This is a genomic window from Micromonospora sp. NPDC050784, from assembly GCF_044456765.1.
Lineage (GTDB): Bacteria > Actinomycetota > Actinomycetes > Mycobacteriales > Micromonosporaceae > Micromonospora > Micromonospora foliorum.
In genome coordinates this window covers 29,281-49,413 of sequence record NZ_JBITGG010000025.1, presented here as the reverse complement: position 1 = coordinate 49,413, position 20,133 = coordinate 29,281, and the positions used below count along the sequence as shown (strand labels likewise).

The 20,133-nt window shown below is 71.7% G+C and carries 23 protein-coding genes; 8 read left to right on the top strand and 15 right to left on the bottom strand.

What is annotated here, in order from left to right:
- The first annotated feature begins 61 nt into the window (after positions 1–61).
- Positions 62–520, top strand: a complete 459-nt coding sequence (locus ACIBD9_RS27700) for an integrase (protein WP_396722047.1) — start codon at positions 62–64, stop codon at positions 518–520.
- Here ACIBD9_RS27700 and ACIBD9_RS27695 read toward each other — a convergent pair.
- The 6 genes from ACIBD9_RS27695 to nadD form a co-directional block, all read right to left on the bottom strand.
- Positions 501–875: a VOC family protein gene (locus tag ACIBD9_RS27695; protein ID WP_396722046.1), complete on the bottom strand. Its 375-nt coding sequence runs from the start codon at positions 873–875 to the stop codon at positions 501–503. The two genes, ACIBD9_RS27700 and ACIBD9_RS27695, sit on opposite strands and share 20 nt — an antisense overlap.
- Before the next feature lie 235 nt (positions 876–1,110).
- Positions 1,111–1,884, bottom strand: coding sequence for an SDR family NAD(P)-dependent oxidoreductase (locus tag ACIBD9_RS27690; protein ID WP_396722044.1), 774 nt, complete (start codon positions 1,882–1,884; stop codon positions 1,111–1,113).
- A gap of 3 nt (positions 1,885–1,887) precedes the next feature.
- Positions 1,888–2,742 carry a DegV family protein gene (locus ACIBD9_RS27685; RefSeq protein WP_396722043.1) on the bottom strand — a complete coding sequence of 285 codons (855 nt, stop codon included), beginning with the start codon at positions 2,740–2,742 and terminating at the stop codon, positions 1,888–1,890.
- A 48-nt stretch (positions 2,743–2,790) separates the two neighbouring features.
- A complete protein-coding gene (locus tag ACIBD9_RS27680) occupies positions 2,791–3,420 on the bottom strand; it encodes a histidine phosphatase family protein (RefSeq protein WP_396722041.1) in 630 nt (209 codons plus the stop codon).
- Positions 3,417–3,824: a ribosome silencing factor gene (gene rsfS / locus ACIBD9_RS27675; protein WP_030336526.1), complete on the bottom strand. Its 408-nt coding sequence runs from the start codon at positions 3,822–3,824 to the stop codon at positions 3,417–3,419. The genes ACIBD9_RS27680 and rsfS overlap by 4 nt, the downstream gene beginning before the upstream one ends.
- 110 nt (positions 3,825–3,934) lie before the next feature.
- Entirely contained in the window at positions 3,935–4,531 is a 597-nt protein-coding gene (gene nadD / locus ACIBD9_RS27670) for a nicotinate-nucleotide adenylyltransferase (RefSeq protein ID WP_387172177.1), read from the bottom strand.
- Between the two features lie 179 nt (positions 4,532–4,710).
- Here nadD and ACIBD9_RS27665 point away from each other — a divergent pair, with 179 nt between their 5' ends.
- Together ACIBD9_RS27665 and ACIBD9_RS27660 are read left to right on the top strand one after the other, a co-directional pair.
- The gene (locus ACIBD9_RS27665; protein ID WP_396722039.1) at positions 4,711–5,379 is read left to right on the top strand and encodes a PadR family transcriptional regulator; all 669 of its coding nucleotides are present in this window, start codon (positions 4,711–4,713) and stop codon (positions 5,377–5,379) included.
- A gap of 184 nt (positions 5,380–5,563) precedes the next feature.
- The gene (locus ACIBD9_RS27660; protein ID WP_396722037.1) at positions 5,564–6,769 is read left to right on the top strand and encodes an FAD-dependent oxidoreductase; all 1,206 of its coding nucleotides are present in this window, start codon (positions 5,564–5,566) and stop codon (positions 6,767–6,769) included.
- A 48-nt stretch (positions 6,770–6,817) separates the two neighbouring features.
- Here ACIBD9_RS27660 and pepN read toward each other — a convergent pair whose 3' ends face one another.
- The gene (pepN, locus tag ACIBD9_RS27655) at positions 6,818–9,334 is read right to left on the bottom strand and encodes an aminopeptidase N (protein WP_396722035.1); all 2,517 of its coding nucleotides are present in this window, start codon (positions 9,332–9,334) and stop codon (positions 6,818–6,820) included.
- 69 nt (positions 9,335–9,403) lie between these two features.
- Here pepN and ACIBD9_RS27650 point away from each other — a divergent pair, with 69 nt between their 5' ends.
- Complete coding sequence (locus ACIBD9_RS27650) at positions 9,404–9,622, top strand: DUF397 domain-containing protein (RefSeq protein WP_030336536.1); 219 nt, start codon at positions 9,404–9,406, stop codon at positions 9,620–9,622.
- Between the two features lie 120 nt (positions 9,623–9,742).
- Here the strand turns inward: ACIBD9_RS27650 and ACIBD9_RS27645 are convergent, their stop codons facing one another.
- The gene (locus ACIBD9_RS27645) at positions 9,743–10,144 is read right to left on the bottom strand and encodes a hypothetical protein (protein ID WP_396722033.1); all 402 of its coding nucleotides are present in this window, start codon (positions 10,142–10,144) and stop codon (positions 9,743–9,745) included.
- Positions 10,145–10,288: 144 nt separating this feature from the next.
- Between ACIBD9_RS27645 and ACIBD9_RS27640 the strand changes: the two genes are divergently transcribed.
- Entirely contained in the window at positions 10,289–11,536 is a 1,248-nt protein-coding gene (locus ACIBD9_RS27640; RefSeq protein WP_396722031.1) for a cytochrome P450, read from the top strand.
- Positions 11,537–11,588: 52 nt separating this feature from the next.
- On the opposite strand, the gene ACIBD9_RS27635 is transcribed toward ACIBD9_RS27640, so the two are convergent.
- Positions 11,589–12,758, bottom strand: a complete 1,170-nt coding sequence (locus ACIBD9_RS27635; RefSeq protein ID WP_396722029.1) for a zinc-dependent alcohol dehydrogenase — start codon at positions 12,756–12,758, stop codon at positions 11,589–11,591.
- Positions 12,755–13,393, bottom strand: a complete 639-nt coding sequence (locus ACIBD9_RS27630) for a cyclase (RefSeq protein ID WP_396722028.1) — start codon at positions 13,391–13,393, stop codon at positions 12,755–12,757. Before ACIBD9_RS27630 ends, ACIBD9_RS27635 begins: the two co-directional genes overlap by 4 nt.
- Before the next feature lie 158 nt (positions 13,394–13,551).
- On the opposite strand from ACIBD9_RS27630, the gene ACIBD9_RS27625 reads away from it, so the two are divergent.
- Positions 13,552–14,631 carry a glycosyltransferase gene (locus ACIBD9_RS27625; protein ID WP_396722026.1) on the top strand — a complete coding sequence of 360 codons (1,080 nt, stop codon included), beginning with the start codon at positions 13,552–13,554 and terminating at the stop codon, positions 14,629–14,631.
- Between the two features lie 84 nt (positions 14,632–14,715).
- On the opposite strand, the gene ACIBD9_RS27620 is transcribed toward ACIBD9_RS27625, so the two are convergent.
- The 3 genes from ACIBD9_RS27620 to ACIBD9_RS27610 are packed head-to-tail and all read right to left on the bottom strand — an operon-like array spanning position 14,716 to position 16,620.
- The gene (locus tag ACIBD9_RS27620) at positions 14,716–15,345 is read right to left on the bottom strand and encodes a DUF3618 domain-containing protein (protein ID WP_396722024.1); all 630 of its coding nucleotides are present in this window, start codon (positions 15,343–15,345) and stop codon (positions 14,716–14,718) included.
- Positions 15,342–15,809 carry a phage holin family protein gene (locus tag ACIBD9_RS27615; RefSeq protein WP_196919305.1) on the bottom strand — a complete coding sequence of 156 codons (468 nt, stop codon included), beginning with the start codon at positions 15,807–15,809 and terminating at the stop codon, positions 15,342–15,344. The genes ACIBD9_RS27620 and ACIBD9_RS27615 overlap by 4 nt, the downstream gene beginning before the upstream one ends.
- Positions 15,810–15,840: 31 nt before the next feature.
- Positions 15,841–16,620, bottom strand: coding sequence for a hypothetical protein (locus tag ACIBD9_RS27610; protein ID WP_396722023.1), 780 nt, complete (start codon positions 16,618–16,620; stop codon positions 15,841–15,843).
- 230 nt (positions 16,621–16,850) lie between these two features.
- Between ACIBD9_RS27610 and ACIBD9_RS27605 the strand changes: the two genes are divergently transcribed.
- Both ACIBD9_RS27605 and ACIBD9_RS27600 read left to right on the top strand, forming a co-directional pair.
- Positions 16,851–17,342 (top strand): DUF4383 domain-containing protein, encoded by a 492-nt coding sequence (locus tag ACIBD9_RS27605; RefSeq protein ID WP_396722022.1) that lies wholly within the window; start codon positions 16,851–16,853, stop codon positions 17,340–17,342.
- A gap of 65 nt (positions 17,343–17,407) precedes the next feature.
- Positions 17,408–18,067, top strand: a complete 660-nt coding sequence (locus ACIBD9_RS27600) for a DUF6766 family protein (protein ID WP_396722021.1) — start codon at positions 17,408–17,410, stop codon at positions 18,065–18,067.
- A 27-nt stretch (positions 18,068–18,094) separates the two neighbouring features.
- On the opposite strand, the gene ACIBD9_RS27595 is transcribed toward ACIBD9_RS27600, so the two are convergent.
- Together ACIBD9_RS27595 and obgE are read right to left on the bottom strand one after the other, a co-directional pair.
- A complete protein-coding gene (locus ACIBD9_RS27595) occupies positions 18,095–18,544 on the bottom strand; it encodes a GNAT family N-acetyltransferase (protein WP_396722019.1) in 450 nt (149 codons plus the stop codon).
- Between the two features lie 70 nt (positions 18,545–18,614).
- The gene (gene obgE, locus ACIBD9_RS27590) at positions 18,615–20,090 is read right to left on the bottom strand and encodes a GTPase ObgE (RefSeq protein ID WP_396722018.1); all 1,476 of its coding nucleotides are present in this window, start codon (positions 20,088–20,090) and stop codon (positions 18,615–18,617) included.
- Positions 20,091–20,133 lie beyond the last annotated feature (43 nt).

Below are 20,133 nucleotides of genomic sequence, written 5' to 3'. Positions count from 1 at the left end.
GGAAAATGCGAAGTAGAGTACATATTGTCGATCTTCGGGTCCGACAACGGAGGTGGCGCAGATGCGGGCTCGACTACGGCAGATACACGTCGACGGGCACACCTTCACGTGGCGCGCGGCGCTGCACAGCGTGCAGGTCGACGGTTTCCACCACCGAGCCGTCTACGTTCGCGCCTGGGGATCCGGCGGCAAGAACAACCAGAAACTCGAAGCGGATCTGGTGTCGGCACCCGGGCCGTACGTTGTCGACGACGGCTACCCCACACCCGCCGACGTGCGGGCGGTCATCGTCTGCGGCCTGAAGAGTGGCTGGCAGCCGGAGCAGCGGGGCGGAACCTTCGTGCTGTCCGATCGTGAGCATGGGGCCAACTTCGCGGCGTCGGGGTTCCGGCTGACTAATCCCGTACGCCCGGGCGAGAGCGCGACCCCACCACCCACGAGGCTCAGCAGCGAGGCTGACGGCCGGTGGGGCAACCACGCCCGACCGGCCGTCGGGCCTGCTACAGGTACGGGCGGGTGATGATCTCGATGGCGTGGCCGGCCGGGTCGAAGAAGTAGAAGCCCCGACCACCGTGCTCGGTGTTGGTCTCCCCCTCCCGCTTCAGCTGCGGGTCGGCCCAGTACGTGATGCCACGGCCCTCGACGAACGCCAGACACCGCCCGAACAACTCGTCGTCGACGAGGAACGCGTAGTGCTGCATCTGGATGTCCACCGGCGGCTCGGCGAACTGGAGCAACACACCCTCGTCCAGCTGGACGTTGGCGAACGGCCCCCACGAAGGCGCCTCCGGCAGCTCGAACAGCTCCCGGTAGAACGCGGCCGAGGCGCTCTTGTCCTTGCTGGCGATGATGGTGTGGTTGAACGTGACAGTCATGCGTACCGTCTTCTTCCCGGTCGATCCGAAGACCCGACCGGAGGCCCACAGCGTTCACCCAGCCACGCAGATGACAAAGCCCCGAGGGCACCGACGCCCCGGATCCCGCACGAGAGACGCGTACGTCGCGTCGATCTCGGCGTGGTGGCTCAAGTAGCCAGAACCTCCGGGGGGGTAGGCCCATCTGGGGCGCGCACGGAGGCTAACACAGCGGCCCGGAGCAACTACGCGACGGTCAGCGGGCCTCTGGGTCGAGGCCGAGCACGGCCCGTCCGCCGTCCACCGGCAACGTCACGCCGTTGATGAAGCTCGCCGCGGGCGACAGCAGGTACGCGACCGCCTCGGCCACCTCCTCGGCCCGCCCGATGCGGCCCACCGGGTGCAGCCGGGTCAGCTCGGCGTCGATCCACTGGGCCTGGGTGGGCTCCTGGGTGGCGAGGAATTCGGCGTGCCGCTCGGTGGCGATCGAGCCGAGCGCGACCGCGTTGGCGCGGATGCCGTGCCGCCCGTACTCGACGGCCAGCGCCCGGGTCAGCCCTTCCACGGCGGCCTTCGCTGTCGCGTACGGCAGGGCACCGGACACCGGTCGACGGGCCTGGTGCGACGAGACGTTGACGATCGCGCCGCCAGCGGCGCGGGCCAGGAAGCGGCGGACGGCGACCGAGGCGCCCACCACGGCCGGGCGCAGGTTCAGCCCGATCAGGTCCAGCACCGTGTCGGCAGACGCGGTGTGCAGCGCGGCGTCGCGGAACACCGCTGCGTTGTTCACCCAGCCGGTCAGCGGCGCGGCGCGGTCCGCCAGCTCGGCGGCGCGCTCGGCCACCTGCTCGTCGGCGGCGTCGCCGACCACCGCTACGAGCCGGTCGGCGGCCGGGTGGCCGGCCAGCCAGTCGACCGCGTCGGCGTCGCGTTCCAGGACGACGATGGTGGCACCGGTCGCCACCAGCCGTTCCACCACGGCCCGGCCGACACCGCGACCACCCCCGGTCACCACGCACGACGTGGCCACGGCTCAGGCCTCCGGTCGGCGGTGGACGACCACGCAGGCCAGGCCCGGCCCGGCGTGCGCGGCGACGACGGCACCCGCCTCGGAGACGTACGTGTCGTGCAGCCGGTCACCGAACCGCTCGGTCAGCGCGGCCCGCAACGCCTCGGCCCGTTGTGGCGCGGCCAGGTGGTGCACCCCGAGGTCCACGTCGTCGTCGCCGGCCACCTCGACGGCCAGGTCCACGAGCCGGGCCACTCCCCGGCTGGCGGTGCGGACCTTCTCGCGCAGCACGATCGCCCCGTCCGGCATGTGCATGATCGGCTTGACGGACAGCGCGGTGCCGACCAGCGCCTCGGCGGCGTTGATCCGGCCGCCCCGGCGGAGGAACTCCAGCGTGTCGACGTAGAACCAGACGGTGGTGCGGGCGATGGCGGCGAGCGCCGCGTCGCGTACACCGGCAAGGTCTGCGCCGGCCTCGGCGGCGGTGGCGGCGGCGATGGCCGGAAAGCCCAGGCCCATGCCCGTCGAGCGGCTGTCCACGACCTCGACCCGGCCGTCCAGGTCGGCGGCGGCCAGCCGGGCGGCCTCCACCGTGCCGGACAGCGCGGCGGAGATGTGCACCGAGACGATCCCGTCGGCGCCGGCGTCGAGGAGTCGGCGGTACGTCCGGGCGAACTGTTCGGGTGCCGGGCGGGAGGTGGTCGCCGTGACCCGGCGGGCGCTCAGTGCCAGGGTCGCGTCGGCCGGCTGGGTCTCCACCCCCTCCAGCCCCTCCGCGCCGTTGAGCACGACGGTCAACGGCACGACGGTCAGCCGGTGCGCCTGCACCAGCTCGGGCGGAAGGTAGGCGGTGGAGTCGATGACAACCGCGACGGGCATGCCCGGCACGCTAGCCGATCGGGGCGGCGAACGCCGAGGCGCGAGTGCTCAGACCGCGTCGACGGCGACCGGGGCGGTGATCAGGCCGACGTTGTGCGCCCGCAACTGCCACCCGCGGACGTCGTCGTGGCGCAGCTCGGTCCAGTGGCAGTTGGCCAGCGACCCGATGGTGCGCAGCACGGAAGTGTCCCAGCCGAGCAGGCGACCGATGCCCTGCCGGGAGCCGCCACCGTGAGTGGCGATCACCACGGTGCCGCCCGATGCCAGGTCGGCTGCCTCCTGTAGCGCGGCACCCACCCGCTCGCCGAGGTCGTGCAGGGGCTCCAGGTCCGCTCCCGGGTCGGGGTCACCGGCCCGCCAGCGCGCGTACTCCTCCGGGAAGCGCTCGGCGACCTCGGTGAGGTACAGACCCTGCCACTGGCCGAAGTGCCGCTCGCGCAGCCTCGCGTCGGTGCGTACCGGCAGCCCCGTGAGCGCGGCGAGCGCGTCGGCGGTCTCCGCGGCGCGGCTCAGGTCGCTGGCCACGATGGCGTCGGGCCGCCGCGCCGCGAGCAGCGGGGCGGCGGCACGGGCCTGGTCACGGCCAAGCTCGTTGAGGGGTACGTCGAGCTGCCCCTGAACACGGTTGGCGGCGTTCCAGTCGGTGTTGCCGTGCCGCCAGACGATCAGTCGGGTCATTCGGCGGCGGCGGACCCGCTGGCGTCGGCCTCGACCAGGTCGCGATCGACGAACGGGATGGTGGGGCAGTCCTTCCAGAGGCGGTCGAGCCCGTAGAACTCCCGCTCCTCGGTGTGCTGGACGTGCACCACGATGTCGACGTAGTCGAGCAGCACCCAGCGACCACCACGCTCGCCCTCGCGCCGCACCGGCTTCGCCTTCTCCGGCAGCTCCAGCAGGCTCTCCTCGATGGCGTCGACGATGGCCAGCACCTGACGCTCGTTGGGGGCAGCAGCGAGCACGAACGCGTCGGTGATGGCGAGCTGGTCGCCGACGTCGATGATCGTGATGTCCTGCGCCTTCTTGTCGGCGGCGGCCTGGGCGGCCGCGATAGCCAGCTCGTGAGCGCGTTCGGAAACTGTCACCGTTCTCCTTCGATCAAGCGTGCGATCCTCCAAGCGTCTCATACCCGGCGGCACCCCGATCGTGCAGTTCTGGTCGGTTAGGTGCATGAACCTGGGCATAGCGGGTGCGCTCAGCGCTGATAGAGGCTCCGCTTGGCGATGTACTGCACCACACCGTCGGGCACCAGATACCAAACCGGCTCACCCCTGGCGACCCGAGCGCGACAGTCGGTCGACGAGATCGACATCGCGGGCACCTGGATCAGGCTGACAGTATCCGCCGGGAGGTGCTCGTCGGTCAGCGGGAAACCCGGCCGGGTCACGCCGATGAAGTGGGCCAGTTCGAAGATCTCGTCCAGGTCTTTCCAGGACAGGATGCGTTGCAGGGCGTCCGCACCGGTGATGAAGAACAACTGCACCTTCGGGCCGTACTCAGCGTGCAGGTCACGCAACGTGTCGACCGTGTAGGTCGGCCCACTTCGGTCGATGTCGACCCGGCTGACCTGGAAGCGGGGGTTGGAGGCGGTGGCGATCACGGTCATCAGGTACCGGTCCTCGGCCGGGCTCACCGGCTCGTCGGCCTTCTGCCAGGGCTGCCCGGTGGGGACGAAGACCACCTCGTCCAGCCCGAACCGGTCCGCCACCTCGCTGGCCGCCACGAGGTGCCCGTGGTGGATCGGGTCGAAGGTGCCACCCATGATCCCGATCCGCCGGATATCTTCCTCCACCCAATGATCGTAGGCCGAGCGTCCTGGCCGACCGTCCCGGCCCGGGCAGCGCAGCACGTCGAAGGGCTGCCGCACGGGGGCGGCTTCAGAAGACGCGGCGCGACAGGGGGGTCGCGGCGTCCTCGACCGTCGGCGTATATTCGTTGACGAGTAACCGTCGACGAGCGAGGGGAATCATCGTGCCGAAGCGGCGCAAGGTCGGCAATCTGCTGGCGCTGGCCGTGCTGTCCGCCCTGGCCCAGCGGCCGATGCACCCGTACGAGATCGCCACCGCACTGCGCGCCTGGGGCAAGGACCAGGACATGGAGTTCAAGTGGGGGTCCTTCTACACGGTGATCGGCAACCTGGACAAACACCACCTGATCGAGGCGGTGGAGAGCGTGCGCGAGGGCCGACGCCCGGAACGCACCGTCTACCGGATCACCGACGCGGGGCGGGCGGAGCTGGTCGACTGGGCCCGCGAGCTGGTTTCCACCCCGATGACGGAGCATCCCCGTTTCCGGGCCGGGTTGTCCGTGCTCGCCGCGCTGCATCCCGACGAGGCCACCGACCTGCTGCGGCAACGGCTCGATCTGCTGGAGGTCGCGATCCGGCAGGACCGCGAAGTGCTCGACGCGCACCTGCGGGAGATTCCGCGGCTGTTCCTGGTCGAGTCGGAGTACGACCTCGCCATGCGGGACGCGGAGGCGGCCTGGCTGCGGGCACTGATCGCGGAGCTGACCTCGGGGAGCTACCCCGGGTTGGACACCTGGCGGACCTTCCACGAGACCGGCGAGATGCCGGCGGAGCTGACCGAGTTGGCCGAGCGAACGAACGCCAGCAGCCGGAGAACCGACACCACCGGCTGAAGAACGGCCCCGGCGAGGTGCGCCAACACCTCACCGGGGCCCTGACCCCGAACCGACGCCTGGGAAGGCACCCGGCCCGAAGCGGCAACCACGAGGATAACCGGGCTTCCTCCCAGGTCCGCGCGCCCGCGCACCGACCACACCAGGTCCGCGCGCCGTGCACCGACCACACCAGGGAGAGAGCATGACCACGGTACGAACCGCGATCGTCATCGGCGGTGGCATCGCCGGGCCGGTGACAGCGCTCGCGCTGCGCCGCGCCGGCATCACCGCAACCGTCTACGAGGCGTACCCGACCACGGCCAGCGGCATCGGCGGCACCCTCGCCCTCGCGCCCAACGGCGTGGCGGCTCTGCGTACGGTCGACGCCCACGAGGCGGTGACGGCGATCGCCACCCCGATCGGACGCAGCGCTCTGGCCGTCGGCCGCCGCCGCATCGACATGCCCACACTGACCGGGGTGCCGCCGCTGCACGTGGTGCATCGGGCCGAGCTGTACCAGGTGCTGCACGACCAGGCATTCGCCGAGGGCGTGCCGTTCACGTACGGCAAGCGGCTGGTCGGCGCCGAGCAGACCGGCGACGGCGTGACCGCACGTTTCGAGGACGGCAGCACCGCGACCGCCGACATCCTCGTCGGCGCGGACGGGATCCGCTCGACGGTCCGGGGTCTCATCGACCCCGCCGCACCCGGTCCCCGGTTCACCGGGCTGCTCGGCTTCGAGGCGGTCGCCCGACACGAGGTGGACGCCGAGCCGGGCACGATGACGTTCGCGTTCGGGCGACGCGGCTACTACCTGTACTGGCCGGAGCCCGGCGGCGGCACCCGGTGGGGGGCCAACCTGCCGCAGCAGCGGCCGATGAGCCTCGTCGAGGCCCGGTCGGTGCCGGCGGAGCAGTGGCTGGACACGCTGCGCGCCACCTACGGCGACGACGACCCGGGCCGGGAACTGGTCGCGACCAGCACCGCCGACGAGCTTCAGGTGGTCGGGTCGTTGCAGATCATGCCGCCCGTGCCGCACTGGCATCGGGGCCGGATGGTGCTGGTCGGCGATGCGGCGCACGCGCCGTCGAACAGTTCGGGGCAGGGCGCGTCACTAGCCATCGAGAGCGCGGTGCAGCTCGCCCGCTGCCTGCGCGACCTGCCGGACGTCCAGGCGGCGTTCGCCGCGTACGTGCGGCTGCGTCGTACCCGGGTGGAGAAGGTCGCTGCCCGCGCGGCCCGGATCAACCATGCGAAGGCCCCGGGTGCGGTCGCGCGGACGCTGATGCCGTTGCTGATGCCGCTGATGGTGCGCACGGTGCTGGACCCGGAGAAGACCGTCGCCGACGAGCAGCGCTACGTCATCGACTGGGACGCGCCGGTCACAGCGGAGCCCGCCCTGCGCTGAACTGTGGCCGCGCGGGGTGGCCAACCAGCCACCCCGCGCTGCCCGCGTTCAGGCCGAGGCGGCGGCCACCGCCGTCCGGGCGACCAGCGCGCGGCGCAGGTCGTCGTCGGCGTCGGTCACCACCCGGCGCAGGCCGGGAGTCAGGTCGTCGCGGGCCAGCAGCGCCGCGGCCGCCTCCCGGGTGGGCTGCGCCACGGCGTAGCGGGGGAACGCCAGGGTCGCCATCCGGTCGGCCGTCCAGGCGGTACGCCGGTGCGCCGCGGCCGGCATCTCCGCGAAGTACCGATCGACGTACGCGGCGGTCAGGTCGGCCTGTTCGGGTTGCCAGAACCCCTCGGCGGTCGCCTCCAACAACCGGGTGGACAACTCGGTGTCCCGCATGATGATTTCCCAGGCTGCCTGCTTGGCTGCCGGGTCGGGCAGGGCCGCTCGGCAGCGGGCGGCCCACTCGGCGCCGGTGGAGCTGTTGTCGGCGGCCACCTCGATGGCGATCTCCGCCTCGCCGGCGACACCCAGCACCACCAGTCGGCTCAGGACCGCCCAACGCAGCTCGGCGTCGACCTTCAGACCGGCCGGTGCGTCGCGGCCGGCGAGCCAACCGACGAGCAGGTCGGCGTCGGTGGTGGCGGCGATCCAGCCCCGCGCGGCGGCGAGCTGCAACGACTCACCGGCCGGCGCGCCGTCGAGCAGCCGCTGGCATGACGCGGCGACCCGGGCCAGGGCCGTGGAGCGGGCCAGCGGGTCGAGGTAGCGGTCGACGAGTGACCGGCTGAGCGTCAGCACGTCCTCCGCGATGATCACCTCGGTCTCGGCGGGGAGCGCGGCGACCATCAGGTCGACCAGGCCGGTGACCGGCCGCTCTCCGTCCTTCGTCGCGTCCAGTGCCTCGCCCCAGAGCACCGCCCTCGCCAGCGGGTCGGTCAGACCGGGCAGCACCAGCGGGACAGCGCTCGCGGAGGCCGGGTCGAGGCGCACCTTGGCGAACGTGAGGTCACCGTCGTTGAGCAGCAGCAGCCGGGCTGCCGGCGCGCCGGTCAGCGCACCGAGCACCGTCCGGCCTCCCTCGGCGGTCGGGTCGATGTCGACCTCGTCGCGTCGCACGGTGCCGTCCGCCGAGTAGCGGCCCACGCCGAGCCGGTGCGGGCGCAACACCGGGTGAGAATCGGGCGCGGTCTGCACCACGGCCACCTCGGTGTAGTTTCCGTCGCTGTCCACGGCGACCTCGGCGCGCAGCGTGTTGACCTGCGGTCGGCGCAACCACGACTCGGCCCAGTCGGAGAGGTCCCGTTCACTGCTGGCGGAGAGGCTGGCCAGCAGGTCGGCGAGGGTGGCGTTGCCGAAGCGGTGCGCGGCGAAGTGCGCGTTCAGGCCGGCGAGGAACGCCTCGTCACCGAGCCACGCGACCAGTTGCCGCAGCACGCTGGCGCCCTTGGCGTACGAGATGCCGTCGAAGTTGAGCAGGCCCTCGTCGGTGTCGGCCACCTCCTCCGGGGCGACCGGGTGGGTGGAGGGGCGCTGGTCGGCGGTGTACCCCCAGGCCTTGCGGCGCATGGCGAAGGTGGTCCACGCCTGGGCGAAGCGGGTGGCCTCGGCGGTGACCCGGGTGCCCAGGTACTCCGCGAAGGACTCGTTCAGCCACAGGTCGTCCCACCAGCGCATGGTGACCAGGTCACCGAACCACATGTGCGCCATCTCGTGCGCGATGGTGGTGGCCCGCAGCTCGCGCTGGGTGTCGGTGACCGCCGAGCGGAACACGTAGTCGTCGCGGAAGGTGACGAGGCCCGGGTTTTCCATCGCACCGGCGTTGAACTCGGGCACGAACGCCTGGTCGTACTTGCCGAACGGGTAGCGCTCGGTGAAGAGCTGATGGAACCGGTCCAGGCACTGGCGGGTGACGGTGAAGATCTCCTCGGCGTCAGCGTCCAGGTGCTCGGCGAGCGACCGACGGCAGTAGATGCCCAGCGGTACGCCGTCGTGCTCGGCGCGCCGGACGTGGTACGGCCCGGCGATCAGCGAGAAGAAGTAGGTGGCCAGGGGTGCGCTCGGGGCGAACTCCCAGCGCCCGGGGGCCGGGTTGGCGGCCACCTCGGCGTTGGCGGCGACGGTCCACTGCGGCGGCGCGGTGACCGAGAGGGTGAACGGAGCCTTGAGGTCGGGCTGGTCGAAGGCGGCGAAGATGCGCGGCGCGTTGTCGAGGAAGGACTCGGCGTAGAGGTAGGTCTCGCCGTCGGCCGGGTCGACGAAGCGGTGCATCCCCTCCCCCGTCTTGGAGTACGCCATCTCGGCCTCGACGACCAGCGTGTTGTCGTCGGCCAGGTCGTCGAGCGGCAGCCGGTTGTCGGTGAGCAGGTCGGGATCGAGGTCGCGGTCGTTGAGGCGTACGCCAAGCAGTTTGGCGGGCTTGACCTCGGCGAAGGTCGCGGCGCCGGCGGTGGCCCGGAACCGGATCTCGACGCGGGAGCGGAACAGGTCGCCGTCGCCGGTCAGGTCGAGGTCCACCTGATAGGACTCGACAGTAATCGCCGCGCCACGCGCGGTCGCCTCTACACGGGTCAGGCTCGGCATCCGCTTATCCTGCCCGATGGGGATCGGCACCCGGTCACCACACGACCCTCGGCACTGGAGGAAAGAACCATGGCGCAGCACCCCAAGGGCGACTTCGACCTCTCTCGGGCGGTCTGGCAGCGGGCCGAGGGGGACACCTCCGACAGCGCCGTCGAGGTCGCCTTCGTCGACGACCTGATCGGGATGCGCAACTCGGCCGAGCCGGACGGGCCGGTGCTGGTCTTCACCCAGGCCGAGTGGGACGCCTTCGTGGCCGGCGCGCAGGACGGCGAGTTCGACCTGGACTGATCGTGCCCGTCGACCCGTCGGCGGTGGATGGCCGTGCCGGTGCCCGTGGTCGGGACACCGGCACGGCCACGCGGGCGGGCCGGCCGGCGCACTTCCGGATCGACCACCCGGGGCTGGTGGTCAACCATCGCCGGGACCGTCGCCGTCGCCCCAGCCGAGCCCACCGGGGCCTGGGGCGTGGTGGAAGCCCGGATGGCCGGCCACGTCGACGCAGCGCTCCCCGTCCGGGCCGACCGCGCCGCAGAACAGCCGCTCGGCCCGCTGCCAGGCGTCCGCCGGTGACAGGGCCGCCGCCCCGAGTGCCACCTCCGAGCGGAGCAGGCTCAGCGCCTCGGCGTACGCCACGGCCAACTCGCGCGCCTCGTCCGGGCCCGGCGCGGTGAAGCCCAGGTGCACCGTGAAGAACCGGTGCGGACGGGTGGGCCGCCGCGGCGGCCCGATCAGCGACCGGCCGTCACGGCCTCCGCCCAGTGCTGCGGCCGCTCGCCGCTGCCGCCAGTGCGGCGATCTGTTGTCGCGCATCCGCCCTCCCCGTGGTTGTCCCACCAGCAGCCAACCAGGTTCCGCCGCCCCTGGGAGGGGCCAGCCGGGCGGGATTCAGCGGCGTCGACGGGGGTAAGCGCGGTGGTCTACGCGACCAGCCGCACCTGCGTGTGAGGAGACCCGATGGCGACCATGCCGGCCGACCGCAGCCCGGACAGCACCCTCGCGATGCTCCGCACCGGTTACCGGTTCGTGAGCGAGCGCTGCGAGCGGTACGGCAGCGACATCTTCCGGACCCGGATCCTGCTCGCCCCGACCATCTGCCTGCGCGGCCGACCGGCGGCGGAGCTGTTCTACGACACCGACCGCTTCCAGCGCGCCACCGCGATGCCGCTGCGGGTGCAGCGGACGCTGACCGGTCGGGGTGGGGTGCAGGGGCTGGACGGGTCGGAGCACTCCGACCGCAAGGCCATGTTCATGTCGATCATGACACCGGCGGCGATCCAGCGGCTCGGTCAACTCTTCGACGACGAGTGGCGGGCCCGGATCACCGCCTGGGAGGGCGCCGGCCCGGTGTCGCTCTACGACGAGCTGGGTCGGTTGCTGACCCGGGTGGTCTGCGCCTGGGCCGGGGTGCCGCTGCCCGCGTCGCAGGTCGAGCGCCGCGCCGTCGAGCTGCACGCCATGATCGAGGCTCCGGCGGTGATCGGCCCCCGGCACTGGCGGGGACGGCTGGCCCGGTACCGGGCCGAACGCTGGCTCGGCGACCTCATCGAACGGAGCCGGGTCGGTCTCGCCCCGCCGCCGGCCGGCAGCGCCCTGGCCGTGATCGCGGAACAACGCGACGGGCACGGCAACCTCCTGCCCCGGCGGATCGCGGCCGTGGAGCTGCTCAACCTGCTGCGCCCGGTGGTCGCCGTCGACCAGTACATCGCCTTCGCCGCGCTCGCCCTGCACGACCATCCGTCCTGGCGGGAACGGGTCCGTGACGACGACGAGGCCACCGAGCACTTCGTCCAGGAAGTGCGCCGCTACTACCCGTTCTTCCCGATGGCGGCGGCCCGGGTCCGGCGGTCCTTCGACTGGCAGGGCCACCACTTTCCGAAGGGCCGACGGGTGCTGCTCGACCTCTACGGCACCAACCACCACCCGACGCTCTGGCCCCAACCGGAGCTGTTTCGCCCGGAACGGTTCGCCGGCCGGCGGGTGGACCCGTTCGAGCTGATCCCGCAGGGCGGCGGCGACCACTGGACCGGGCACCGCTGCCCCGGCGAGTGGATCACCATCGACCTGATGAAGCGGGCGGTCACCAACCTGACCGCCGCCATGCGCTACGACGTTCCCGTCCAGAACCTGGCCCTGGACCTGCACCGGATGCCCGCGCTGCCGCCTCTCGGCCTCACCCTCACCAACGTCCGCCGCACCGGCTGACCCCCGCCCCGCCGACCGCAGTGACCGGCGAGGCGGGTGCGTCCCCGGCCCGTCAGGGATGCAGGACGCTGCGCAGACAGCCGTCTTCCTTCTTCTCGAACAGCTCGTACCCCTGGGCGCCCTGTTCCAGGGAGAGCGGGTGGGTGGCCAGATAGCCGGGGTCGATCTCGCCGGCGGCGAGCCGGTCGAGCAGCATCGGGATGTAGCGCTGCGCGTGCATCTGCCCCATCCGCAGCACCAGGGCCTTGTTCATGGCCGCGCCGAGCGGAAACTTGTCGACCAGACCGGCGTACACACCGACGATGCTCACCGTGCCGCCCTTGCGGCAGGCCATGATCGCCTGGCGGACCGAGGTCGGACGGTCGGTCTGCAACCGCGCCGCCTGCTTCACCCGGTCGTACGCGTAGGTCGGCCCCACGTCGTGCGACTCCATCCCGACGGCCTCGATGCAGGCGTCCGGCCCACGCCCGGCGGTCAGCTCGCGCAGCGCCTCCAGCACGTCGGTCTCCGCGTAGTTGATCGTCTCGACCCCGATCCGTTCGGTGGCGGTGGCGAGCCGATCCGGAAATCGGTCGATCATGATGACCCGCTCGGCGCCCAGGAGTTGCGCCGAACGGGCCGCCATCTGACCGACGCCACCGGCACCCCAGACGGCCACCACCTCGCCGCCGGTGAGCCCGCAGAAGTCCGCCGCCATCCACCCGGTGGGCATCGCGTCGGAGGCGAACACCACCGAGTCGTCCGGCACCCCGTCGGGTACGGCGAAGGCGCCGATGTCGCCGAACGGCACCCGGATGTACTCGGCGTGTGATCCGGCGTAACCACCGGCGGCGTGCGAGTAGCCCAGAATGCCGGCCGGCGAGTGCCCCCACAGCTTCTCGGTGAACACCGGCTGCGGATTGGAGTTGTCGCAGAGCGAGTACTGCTCGGTCCGGCAGTACCAACAGCCACCGCAGGCGACCACCGACCCCACCACCACCCGGTCGCCGACCCGGTGCCGTCGTACGCCGGGGCCGGTCTCCACCACCTCGCCCATGAACTCGTGGCCGAGGATGTCCCCCTCCCGCATCGCCGGCAGGTACCCGTTGATCAGGTGCAGGTCGGAGCCGCAGACGCTGCTGGCCCGGACCCGGACGATGATGTTTCCCTCGGCGCGGATCTGAGGCTCCGGCACGTCGCGGACCGCCAGCTTGCCGACGCCTTCCCAGCAGAGCGCCCTCACGCCCGCCCTCCCGTCATCAACGTCTCCCGTACCTTGTCGGTCGCCTTCTCCTGGCCAGGGCTCCGACCGGACGGGTCGTCCCGGGTGTCCACCACCTGGCCACACTCGATCAGCGCCTTCACCCGCCGCAGCGCGTCCCGCAGCGCCAGGTCCGGCTCGTCGCCGCCGACCAGGCCGGCCAACCGACGCACCGGACCGGAGCGGTAGCGCAGCTCGGCCCGGATCTCGGTGCCCCGGCCCAGCGGGGCTTCGGCCAACTCGATCCGCCCCAGCTGCGGCATCGGCCCGTCCTCTACCCGCCACCGCAGGGTGCCCGCCCCCTCCACGGTGATCTCGGCCCGCCACTGCGTCTCACCGTCGGCCCGGTCGCGGGCCACGCACTGCCAACGCCGCTCGTCGAGCTGCTGCAGCGTGGCCCACCCGGCCAGCGCGCGGTCCAGCCGTTCGCGGTCGGTCCAGAAGCCGATCACCTCGTCCCGGGACCGGTCCACGGTCACCCCGCGACGCACCACGTACCAGCCGTCCTGCCGCTCCGGCTGATGCCGGCGCCGTCGGCGGGCCGCCGCCCGGCCCACGCCGACCGCCGTCGCCGCGGTGACGCCGAGCAGCGCCCACCTGGTTCCGTTGTTGGTCATGACGTCTCTCTCCTCCACCCGGACACCCGGGCATGGACAGCTCTTACGGGCAGCGCTACCCGGGGTCCGGCAGTCGAAACGACCCGCTGTTTGATCGACGGAAATGCGGGCAGATGCTGCTCAACACCGACCGCGATCCTGTCCGCCACGGAGCTGTCATGTCCTCGTTCAGCCCTACTGGAGACGCCCGGCCCACCACCCGCCGGTGGGAGGTCGAGCACGAGGGCGCCGGCACGTCGCCGGTCCGCCTACCGATGACGTACGTGCTGCCGCTGCGCTGGCACACCGACACCGGCCTGGCCGAGCTGACCGACTACCTGCGCTGGCTGGGTGACCGGGTCGAGGTGCTGGTGGTCGACGGCTCACCCCCGGACCTCTTCGCCCGGCACGCCGAGGCGTGGCGGGGGCTGGTCCGGCACCTCCCACCGGACCCGAGCGAGCGCGGGCTCAACGGCAAGGTGCTCGGCGTACACACCGGCGTCCGGGCGGCCGGCCACGAGCACGTGGTGATCGCCGACGACGACGTCCGGTACGACGAGGCCGCGCTGTCCGCGGTACACCGGTTGCTCGACCGGGCCGATTTGGTACGACCCCAGAACTACTTCGACCCGCTGCCCTGGCACGCCTGGTGGGACACCGGCCGCACGCTGCTCAACCGGGCGCTCGGGGCGGACTACCCAGGCACCCTCGCCGTGCGGCGCGGCACCTTCCTCGCCATGGGCGGGTACGACCCGGACGTGCTCTTCGAGAACCTGGAGCTGATCCGTACGGTGCGCGCCCACCGTGGCACCGAGGCCGCCCCGGCCTGGCTGTACGTCCGTCGGCTGCCTCCGGACACCGCGCATTTCCGTGGCCAACGGGTCCGTCAGGCGTACGACGACCTGGCTCAGCCGGCTCGCCTGCTGACCGCGCTCGCGGTGCTGCCGGCACTGGCGGCGGCGGTCGCGTCGCGCCGGCCCAGGGTGCTGCTCGGCGCGGTGGCCGGGGTCGTCGCCCTGGCCGAGACGGGTCGCCGCCGTGCCGGCGGTGGCCGGGTGTTCCCGCCGACCACGGCGCTGGCGGCCCCGCTCTGGCTGCTGGAACGCGGTGTGTGCGGCTGGCTCGCGGTCGCCCAACGCTTCCTGCTCGGCGGCGTCCGCTATGGCGACACCCGAATCCGCCGAGCCGCCAACCCCGCCCGGCGCAACCCCCGGACCCGCGCGATCCTGCACTCCCGGTCGGGGCAGGACGGCCGGTAGACCCACCGATCGGCGCTCACCCACACGACAGCTCGCGGTCACCGGCGGTGGCCGCGAGCTGTCGTGCTGCGTTTTGGAGTGAGGTCAGGAGGTGGCGTGGTGCTTCGCCTGGTCCTTGACGTCCTGGGCGGCGGACTTCGTGTCGTCCTTGACCGCGTGCACGGCGTCCTGAGCGGTGGACTTCACCGACTCGGCGGCCTGCTGGGCCGGCTCGCGCAGCTCGCTGGCCACCTCGCCCAGCTTCTCCTTCACCGCCCCGCTGTGCTCGCTGACCTTGGCCTTGACCTGGGTGGCGGCCTGCTGCTCGCGGCGGGAGGCCGGGATCAGCGACGAGGCCAGCCAGCCGACCCCGAACGCGATCAGGCCGGCGGCGAGAGGGTTGCCCTGGGACTTCTGCCGGATCACCCGCGGCGCGCTGTGCGCGGCGTCGCTGACAGTGGTCGCCGCCGAGTGCGCGGCGTCGCTGACGCTGGAGGCCGCCGACGAGGCGCGGTCACCCACCGAGTGGGCGGCCTGGCCGGTGCCGTGGCCGAGGTCAGACGCGGTTCCCATGACCTTGTCCCTCACATTCTGCAGAGCGGAACGGGCCCGCTGCTTACGGTCGTCGACGATGCGGCTGGGGCTGACCTTGTACGCCAGCGCGTCCACATCGGAGCTGAGGCTGTTACGGGTGGCTTCGATCTCCCGGCGGATCTGATCGGGATCGGTGCTCATCGGGTGACTCCCTCCGGGTGCGGCTTGAGCGCGTCGGGGATCCGCTGCACGCTGTCGTTGGTCTGCTTGAGCCCGCGTACGTGCTGGGCGTTCTTCTTGGCCATCGAGTAGAGGACCGCGGCGACCACGGCCCAGATCACGGCCACGATCAACGCGGCCAGGCCGGAGTCCATGACGTTGTCCAGGAACTGCCACACGGCGATGGACACGAAGAGCGCCACCATGTAGCCGCCGAAGCCGGCACCGCCGAAGAGGCCTGCGGCCTTGCCGGCCTTCTTGCCCTCCTGGCGGATCTCGGCCTTCGCCAGCTCGACCTCCTGGCGCATCAGCGTCGACAGGTCGGTGGTGACCTGACGCATCAGGTCACCCAGCGAACTGCCCTTCACCTCCGACGCGGTGTGCGGGGCACCCGCGTCGGGGTGGTAACCGGAGTCCAGTCCGGACCCCTGCGTCGGCATGCTCATGCCGTCGTCTCCCTTCGGATGACTCGGCGGCTCACGGGCGGGGGTTGCCGCTGGACGGCACGCCCGGCAGCGGGTCGGTCTGGGTCACCGGCGGCAGCGGCTGACCGGTGCCGGAGTGCTCCGGGTAGTCACCCTGGCCGGGCGTCGGGTCGGCGTAGGTGCCGGGCGTCGGGTCGAGGTAGCCGCCCGGCGGGACGGCGTCCGGCACCGCGCGGGGCGCCGGCGGCGGCGTCGGGATCACCGCGGTCTGCTCCGGGTCGTACGCCCCGGCGCCCCGGTAGGACGAGGAACCGTTGCCGGAGTCGTCGCCAGCGGCCGAGATGCCTCGCGTCAGCCGGCCGGCCAGCACACCGAGGACCGCAGCGCCGACCAGGAAGGTGCCCGGGTTACGCCGCGCGTAGTCGCGTACCTCGGTGATCAGGTCGCCGGGCTCGCGCTCTTCGAGCCAGCCGGCGACGCCGTGCACCCGGTCGGCGGCCTGGCGGGCCAGCTCGCTCACCGGGCCGGCCTGGCCACCCTGCTCGGCCATCGAGCGCATCTCGTCGGCGAGCGAACGCAGCCCACCGGCGGCTCGGCGCTGCTGCTCACCGGTCTGGCTGGCGAGCTGGCTGCGGGCCTCGCCGTACAGGTTGCGGGCCTGTCGGGCCGCCTCACGCCCGACCTCGACGCCCTGCTCCTTGGCGGTCTGGGCGACGGCGCCGCCAGCCTGGGCGGCCTCCGACCCGACCTGGCGCGCCTGGTCGCGGACGCCACCGCCATTGGTCGACTGCTGCCCGTACGTGGAGGAGGTAGATGAAAGATCGTAAGTCATGATGTCCCTTCCGCTCAGAAAGTCGTCGCGGTTGTGCTGGGGGGATGCGGCGCGTTGCCGCCGCCGCTGACCATTCACCTACCCTGCGTTCTGCCTTCCATACCTCTTCGTGCATTTCTCTGCGCGACCCGCCGGATGGACTTCAAAATGGAGGATCGTCGGGCTGCGTCACGTCGCCGCTGCGGACAGTGAGGTTCGCGAAGGCCGGCAGATCCACGAAGGGGGCAGCGATGGCACGAGACGCACGGGGCGGCCGAGCGGCCCGCCCCCGACCCCGGGTCCAACTGGCCGCGCTGGTCGTGGCCGCGGTCTTCCTGCTGATCGGCGTCCTCGGCTTCATCCCCGGCATCACCACCGACTACGGCGAGCTGCGGTTCGCCGGGCACCACTCGGACGCGCACCTACTCGGGCTGTTCCAGGTGTCGATCCTGCACAACGCGGTGCACCTGCTCTTCGGGCTGGTCGGCCTGGTGCTGGCCCGCAGCGTCGCCGGCGCCCGCGTGTTCCTGGCCGGCGGTGGCGCGACCTACCTCGCCCTCTGGCTGTACGGCCTGGCGATCGAGGCGGTCAACCCGGAGGGCGGGGCGAACATCCTGCCGATCAACGACGCCGACAACTGGCTGCACCTCGCGCTCGGCTTCGGGATGCTCGCGCTCGGGCTGCTGCTGTCGAACCAGGCGGGCACCGGCGGACGCCTGGACAACCCCGCCGACCGGCACTGAACTGGACTTTTGTGGTTTCGCGGTCACGCCCACAGGGGTAATCGACCGGCGAAGGAGGTGCGATCATGCCTCGTTGGCTGCGGGACAACGCCCTGGCTGTCGCCATGCTGGGGGCGTTCTTGGTCTTTCTGGTGTTGCAGAGCGTCTTCGGTTGGCAGACCCACAATGAGGAGCTGACCGAGTTCGGGGCCGCGCCACTGAGCTGGCCGGCGTACCTGACCAGTGGGCACTTCGCCGAGTCGGTCTTCGAGAACTGGGAGTCGGAGTTCCTCCAGATGGGCGGGTACGTGCTGCTCACCGCGTACCTGGTGCAGCGGGGCTCGGCCGAGTCGAAGCCGATCGACCAGACCGACCGACCGGAGGACGACGAGCGGCGGGCGACCCCGCAGTCACCCTGGCCGGTACGCGTCGGCGGCCTGCCGCTGGTGATCTACCGGAACAGCCTCTCCCTCGCGCTGCTGCTGATCTTCGCCGGTTCGTTCGTCGGTCACCTGCTCGGTGGCACCGCCGCGTACAACCAGGAGCAGGCGCTGCAAAGCGGCGCGCCGCCGATCGGGGCGTGGGAGTTCCTCGGCACCAGCGACTTCTGGTTCCAGTCCATGCAGAACTGGCAGAGCGAGTTCCTCGCGGTCGGCGCGCTGATCCTGCTGAGCATCGTGCTGCGCCAGCACGCCTCACCGGAGTCGAAGCCGGTGACCGTCGAGCACGCCAGCACCGGCGCCTGAACCGGCGATGCGGCGGCGACGGGGCCGTCAGGCCGCGACCGGCAACCGTTTGGCGAAACAGACGCTGTACGGGTTGCCCACGTACTCGCCGTAGACCGGGATCGGCTGGTAGCCGCACGAGGTGTACAAGGCGATCGCGGCCGGCAGGTAGGTGCCGGTCTCCAGGCAGACCACCGAGTGCCCCTGCCGGAACGCGCACTCCTCCAGCGCGGCGAGCAACTGACGACCGATCCCCCGCCCCCGGTACGCGGGCCGGACGTACATCCGCTTGACCTCGCCGGTCTCGGCATCGATCGCCTGGAGCCCACCACAGGCGACCGCCCGACCGTTCACCACCACCGCCAGGTAGCGGACGTCGTCATGGGGGACGAAGACCTGCCCGTCCAACCCGCCATCGGCCTCGCGCAGCTCACGCTGCTGCGCGGTGACCATGGCGGCGATCTCCGGATCGATGGCAGGACGGGACTCGATCAGCATCACCCCACGCTAGGACGGGTGGATTTCGGGGAGGTTTCCGGAAATCAACCCCATCACGGAGCGCAACGAACTACTCGGCGTCGTCCTCATCGTCGATGTCGGCGTCGAGGTCGTCGGACGCGTCCGCGCCCACCTCGTCCGCCGACCGCACCCGGCGGGCCTTCCGGGCGGCGAGCCGGTCCGCGGCGGAAGCCCGGTTCGACTTCTCCTCCAGGCGGACGTCGGTGCCCCGGTTGCCGGGTACGAAGTCCACGCCGGCGAAGAGCGTCGGCTGCCAGTCGAACTCGCGCGCGCCGATCCGGACCAGATCACCGGGCTGCGCGCCGGCCTTGGCCAGCTTGTCCTCCACCCCGAGCCGGGCCAGTCGGTCAGCCAGGTAGCCGACCGCCTCGTCGTTGTCGAAGTTGGTCTGCTTGACCCAGCGTTCCGGCCGGACACCGCGGACGGTGAACGAGCCGTCCGCCTCGGCCGTGATGGTGAAACCGTCGTCGTCCACCGCCATCGGGCGGATGACGATCCGGGTCGGCTCGGCGGGCGGAGCGGCCTTACGCTCCGCGTCGACCAGCTCGGCCATCGCGTAGGTCAGCTCCTTGAGCCCCTCGCGGGTGGCCGCGGAGACCTCGAACACCTGGTAACCGCGCTCCTCCAGGTCGGGGCGCACGATCTCGGCGAGGTCGCGGCCGTCCGGCACGTCGACCTTGTTGATGGCGACCAGCCGTGGGCGGTCGGCCAGACCGCCGTACTGGCTCAGCTCGGCCTCGATGGCGTCGATGTCGGCCACCGGGTCACGGCCGGGCTCCAGGGTCGCCGAGTCGATGACGTGCACCAGCACGGCGCAGCGCTCGATGTGCCGCAGGAACTCCAGGCCCAAGCCCTTGCCGGTGGCCGCGCCGGGGATCAGGCCCGGCACGTCCGCGACGGTGAAGGTGTGGTTGTCCATCCGGACCACGCCGAGGTTGGGCACCAGGGTGGTGAACGGGTAGTCGGCGATCTTCGGCTTCGCGGCGGAGATCACCGAGATCAGCGACGACTTGCCGGCGGACGGGAAGCCCACCAGGCCCACATCGGCGACGCTCTTCAGCTCCAGCACGATGTCCAGTTGGTCGCCGGGCTCCCCCAGCTCGGCGAAGCCGGGCGCCTTGCGCTTGGCGTTGGCCAGCGAGGCGTTGCCCCGCCCGCCGCGCCCGCCGCGGGCGACCTCGAAGGTGGTGCCGGCGCCGACCATGTCGGCCAGCACGGTGCCGTCGGAGGTCTGCACCACGGTGCCGTTGGGCACCTTCAGCACCAGGTTGTGGCCGTTGGCCCCGTCCCGGTTCGAGCCGGCGCCGCCCTTGCCGTTGTCGGCCTTGACGTGCGGGTGGAAGTGGAAGTCGAGCAGCGTGGTCACCTGCGGGTCGACCACCAGGGACACGCTGCCCCCGTGCCCACCGTTGCCGCCGTCCGGCCCACCGAAGGGCTTGAACTTCTCGCGGTGGATCGAGGCACAACCGTGCCCGCCATCGCCGGCCTGCAGATGCAGAACGACCCGGTCAACGAATGTTGCCACGGCGTCAATCCTTCCAGCGAGGCTCGACCTCGCACTTCGAAAA

What these genes read in the sequence shown, in the direction of transcription:
- ACIBD9_RS27700 (WP_396722047.1), top strand. Translation starts at nt 62, where the DNA reads ATGCGGGCTCGACTACGGCAGATACACGTCGACGGGCACACCTTCACG.
- ACIBD9_RS27695 (WP_396722046.1), bottom strand. Translation starts at nt 875, where the DNA reads ATGACTGTCACGTTCAACCACACCATCATCGCCAGCAAGGACAAGAGC.
- ACIBD9_RS27685 (WP_396722043.1), bottom strand. Translation starts at nt 2,742, where the DNA reads ATGCCCGTCGCGGTTGTCATCGACTCCACCGCCTACCTTCCGCCCGAG.
- ACIBD9_RS27680 (WP_396722041.1), bottom strand. Translation starts at nt 3,420, where the DNA reads ATGACCCGACTGATCGTCTGGCGGCACGGCAACACCGACTGGAACGCC.
- ACIBD9_RS27660 (WP_396722037.1), top strand. Translation starts at nt 5,564, where the DNA reads ATGACCACGGTACGAACCGCGATCGTCATCGGCGGTGGCATCGCCGGG.
- pepN (WP_396722035.1), bottom strand. Translation starts at nt 9,334, where the DNA reads ATGCCGAGCCTGACCCGTGTAGAGGCGACCGCGCGTGGCGCGGCGATT.
- ACIBD9_RS27650 (WP_030336536.1), top strand. Translation starts at nt 9,404, where the DNA reads ATGGCGCAGCACCCCAAGGGCGACTTCGACCTCTCTCGGGCGGTCTGG.
- ACIBD9_RS27645 (WP_396722033.1), bottom strand. Translation starts at nt 10,144, where the DNA reads ATGCGCGACAACAGATCGCCGCACTGGCGGCAGCGGCGAGCGGCCGCA.
- ACIBD9_RS27640 (WP_396722031.1), top strand. Translation starts at nt 10,289, where the DNA reads ATGGCGACCATGCCGGCCGACCGCAGCCCGGACAGCACCCTCGCGATG.
- ACIBD9_RS27630 (WP_396722028.1), bottom strand. Translation starts at nt 13,393, where the DNA reads ATGACCAACAACGGAACCAGGTGGGCGCTGCTCGGCGTCACCGCGGCG.
- ACIBD9_RS27625 (WP_396722026.1), top strand. Translation starts at nt 13,552, where the DNA reads ATGTCCTCGTTCAGCCCTACTGGAGACGCCCGGCCCACCACCCGCCGG.
- ACIBD9_RS27620 (WP_396722024.1), bottom strand. Translation starts at nt 15,345, where the DNA reads ATGAGCACCGATCCCGATCAGATCCGCCGGGAGATCGAAGCCACCCGT.
- ACIBD9_RS27615 (WP_196919305.1), bottom strand. Translation starts at nt 15,809, where the DNA reads ATGAGCATGCCGACGCAGGGGTCCGGACTGGACTCCGGTTACCACCCC.
- ACIBD9_RS27610 (WP_396722023.1), bottom strand. Translation starts at nt 16,620, where the DNA reads ATGACTTACGATCTTTCATCTACCTCCTCCACGTACGGGCAGCAGTCG.
- ACIBD9_RS27605 (WP_396722022.1), top strand. Translation starts at nt 16,851, where the DNA reads ATGGCACGAGACGCACGGGGCGGCCGAGCGGCCCGCCCCCGACCCCGG.
- ACIBD9_RS27600 (WP_396722021.1), top strand. Translation starts at nt 17,408, where the DNA reads ATGCCTCGTTGGCTGCGGGACAACGCCCTGGCTGTCGCCATGCTGGGG.
- ACIBD9_RS27595 (WP_396722019.1), bottom strand. Translation starts at nt 18,544, where the DNA reads ATGCTGATCGAGTCCCGTCCTGCCATCGATCCGGAGATCGCCGCCATG.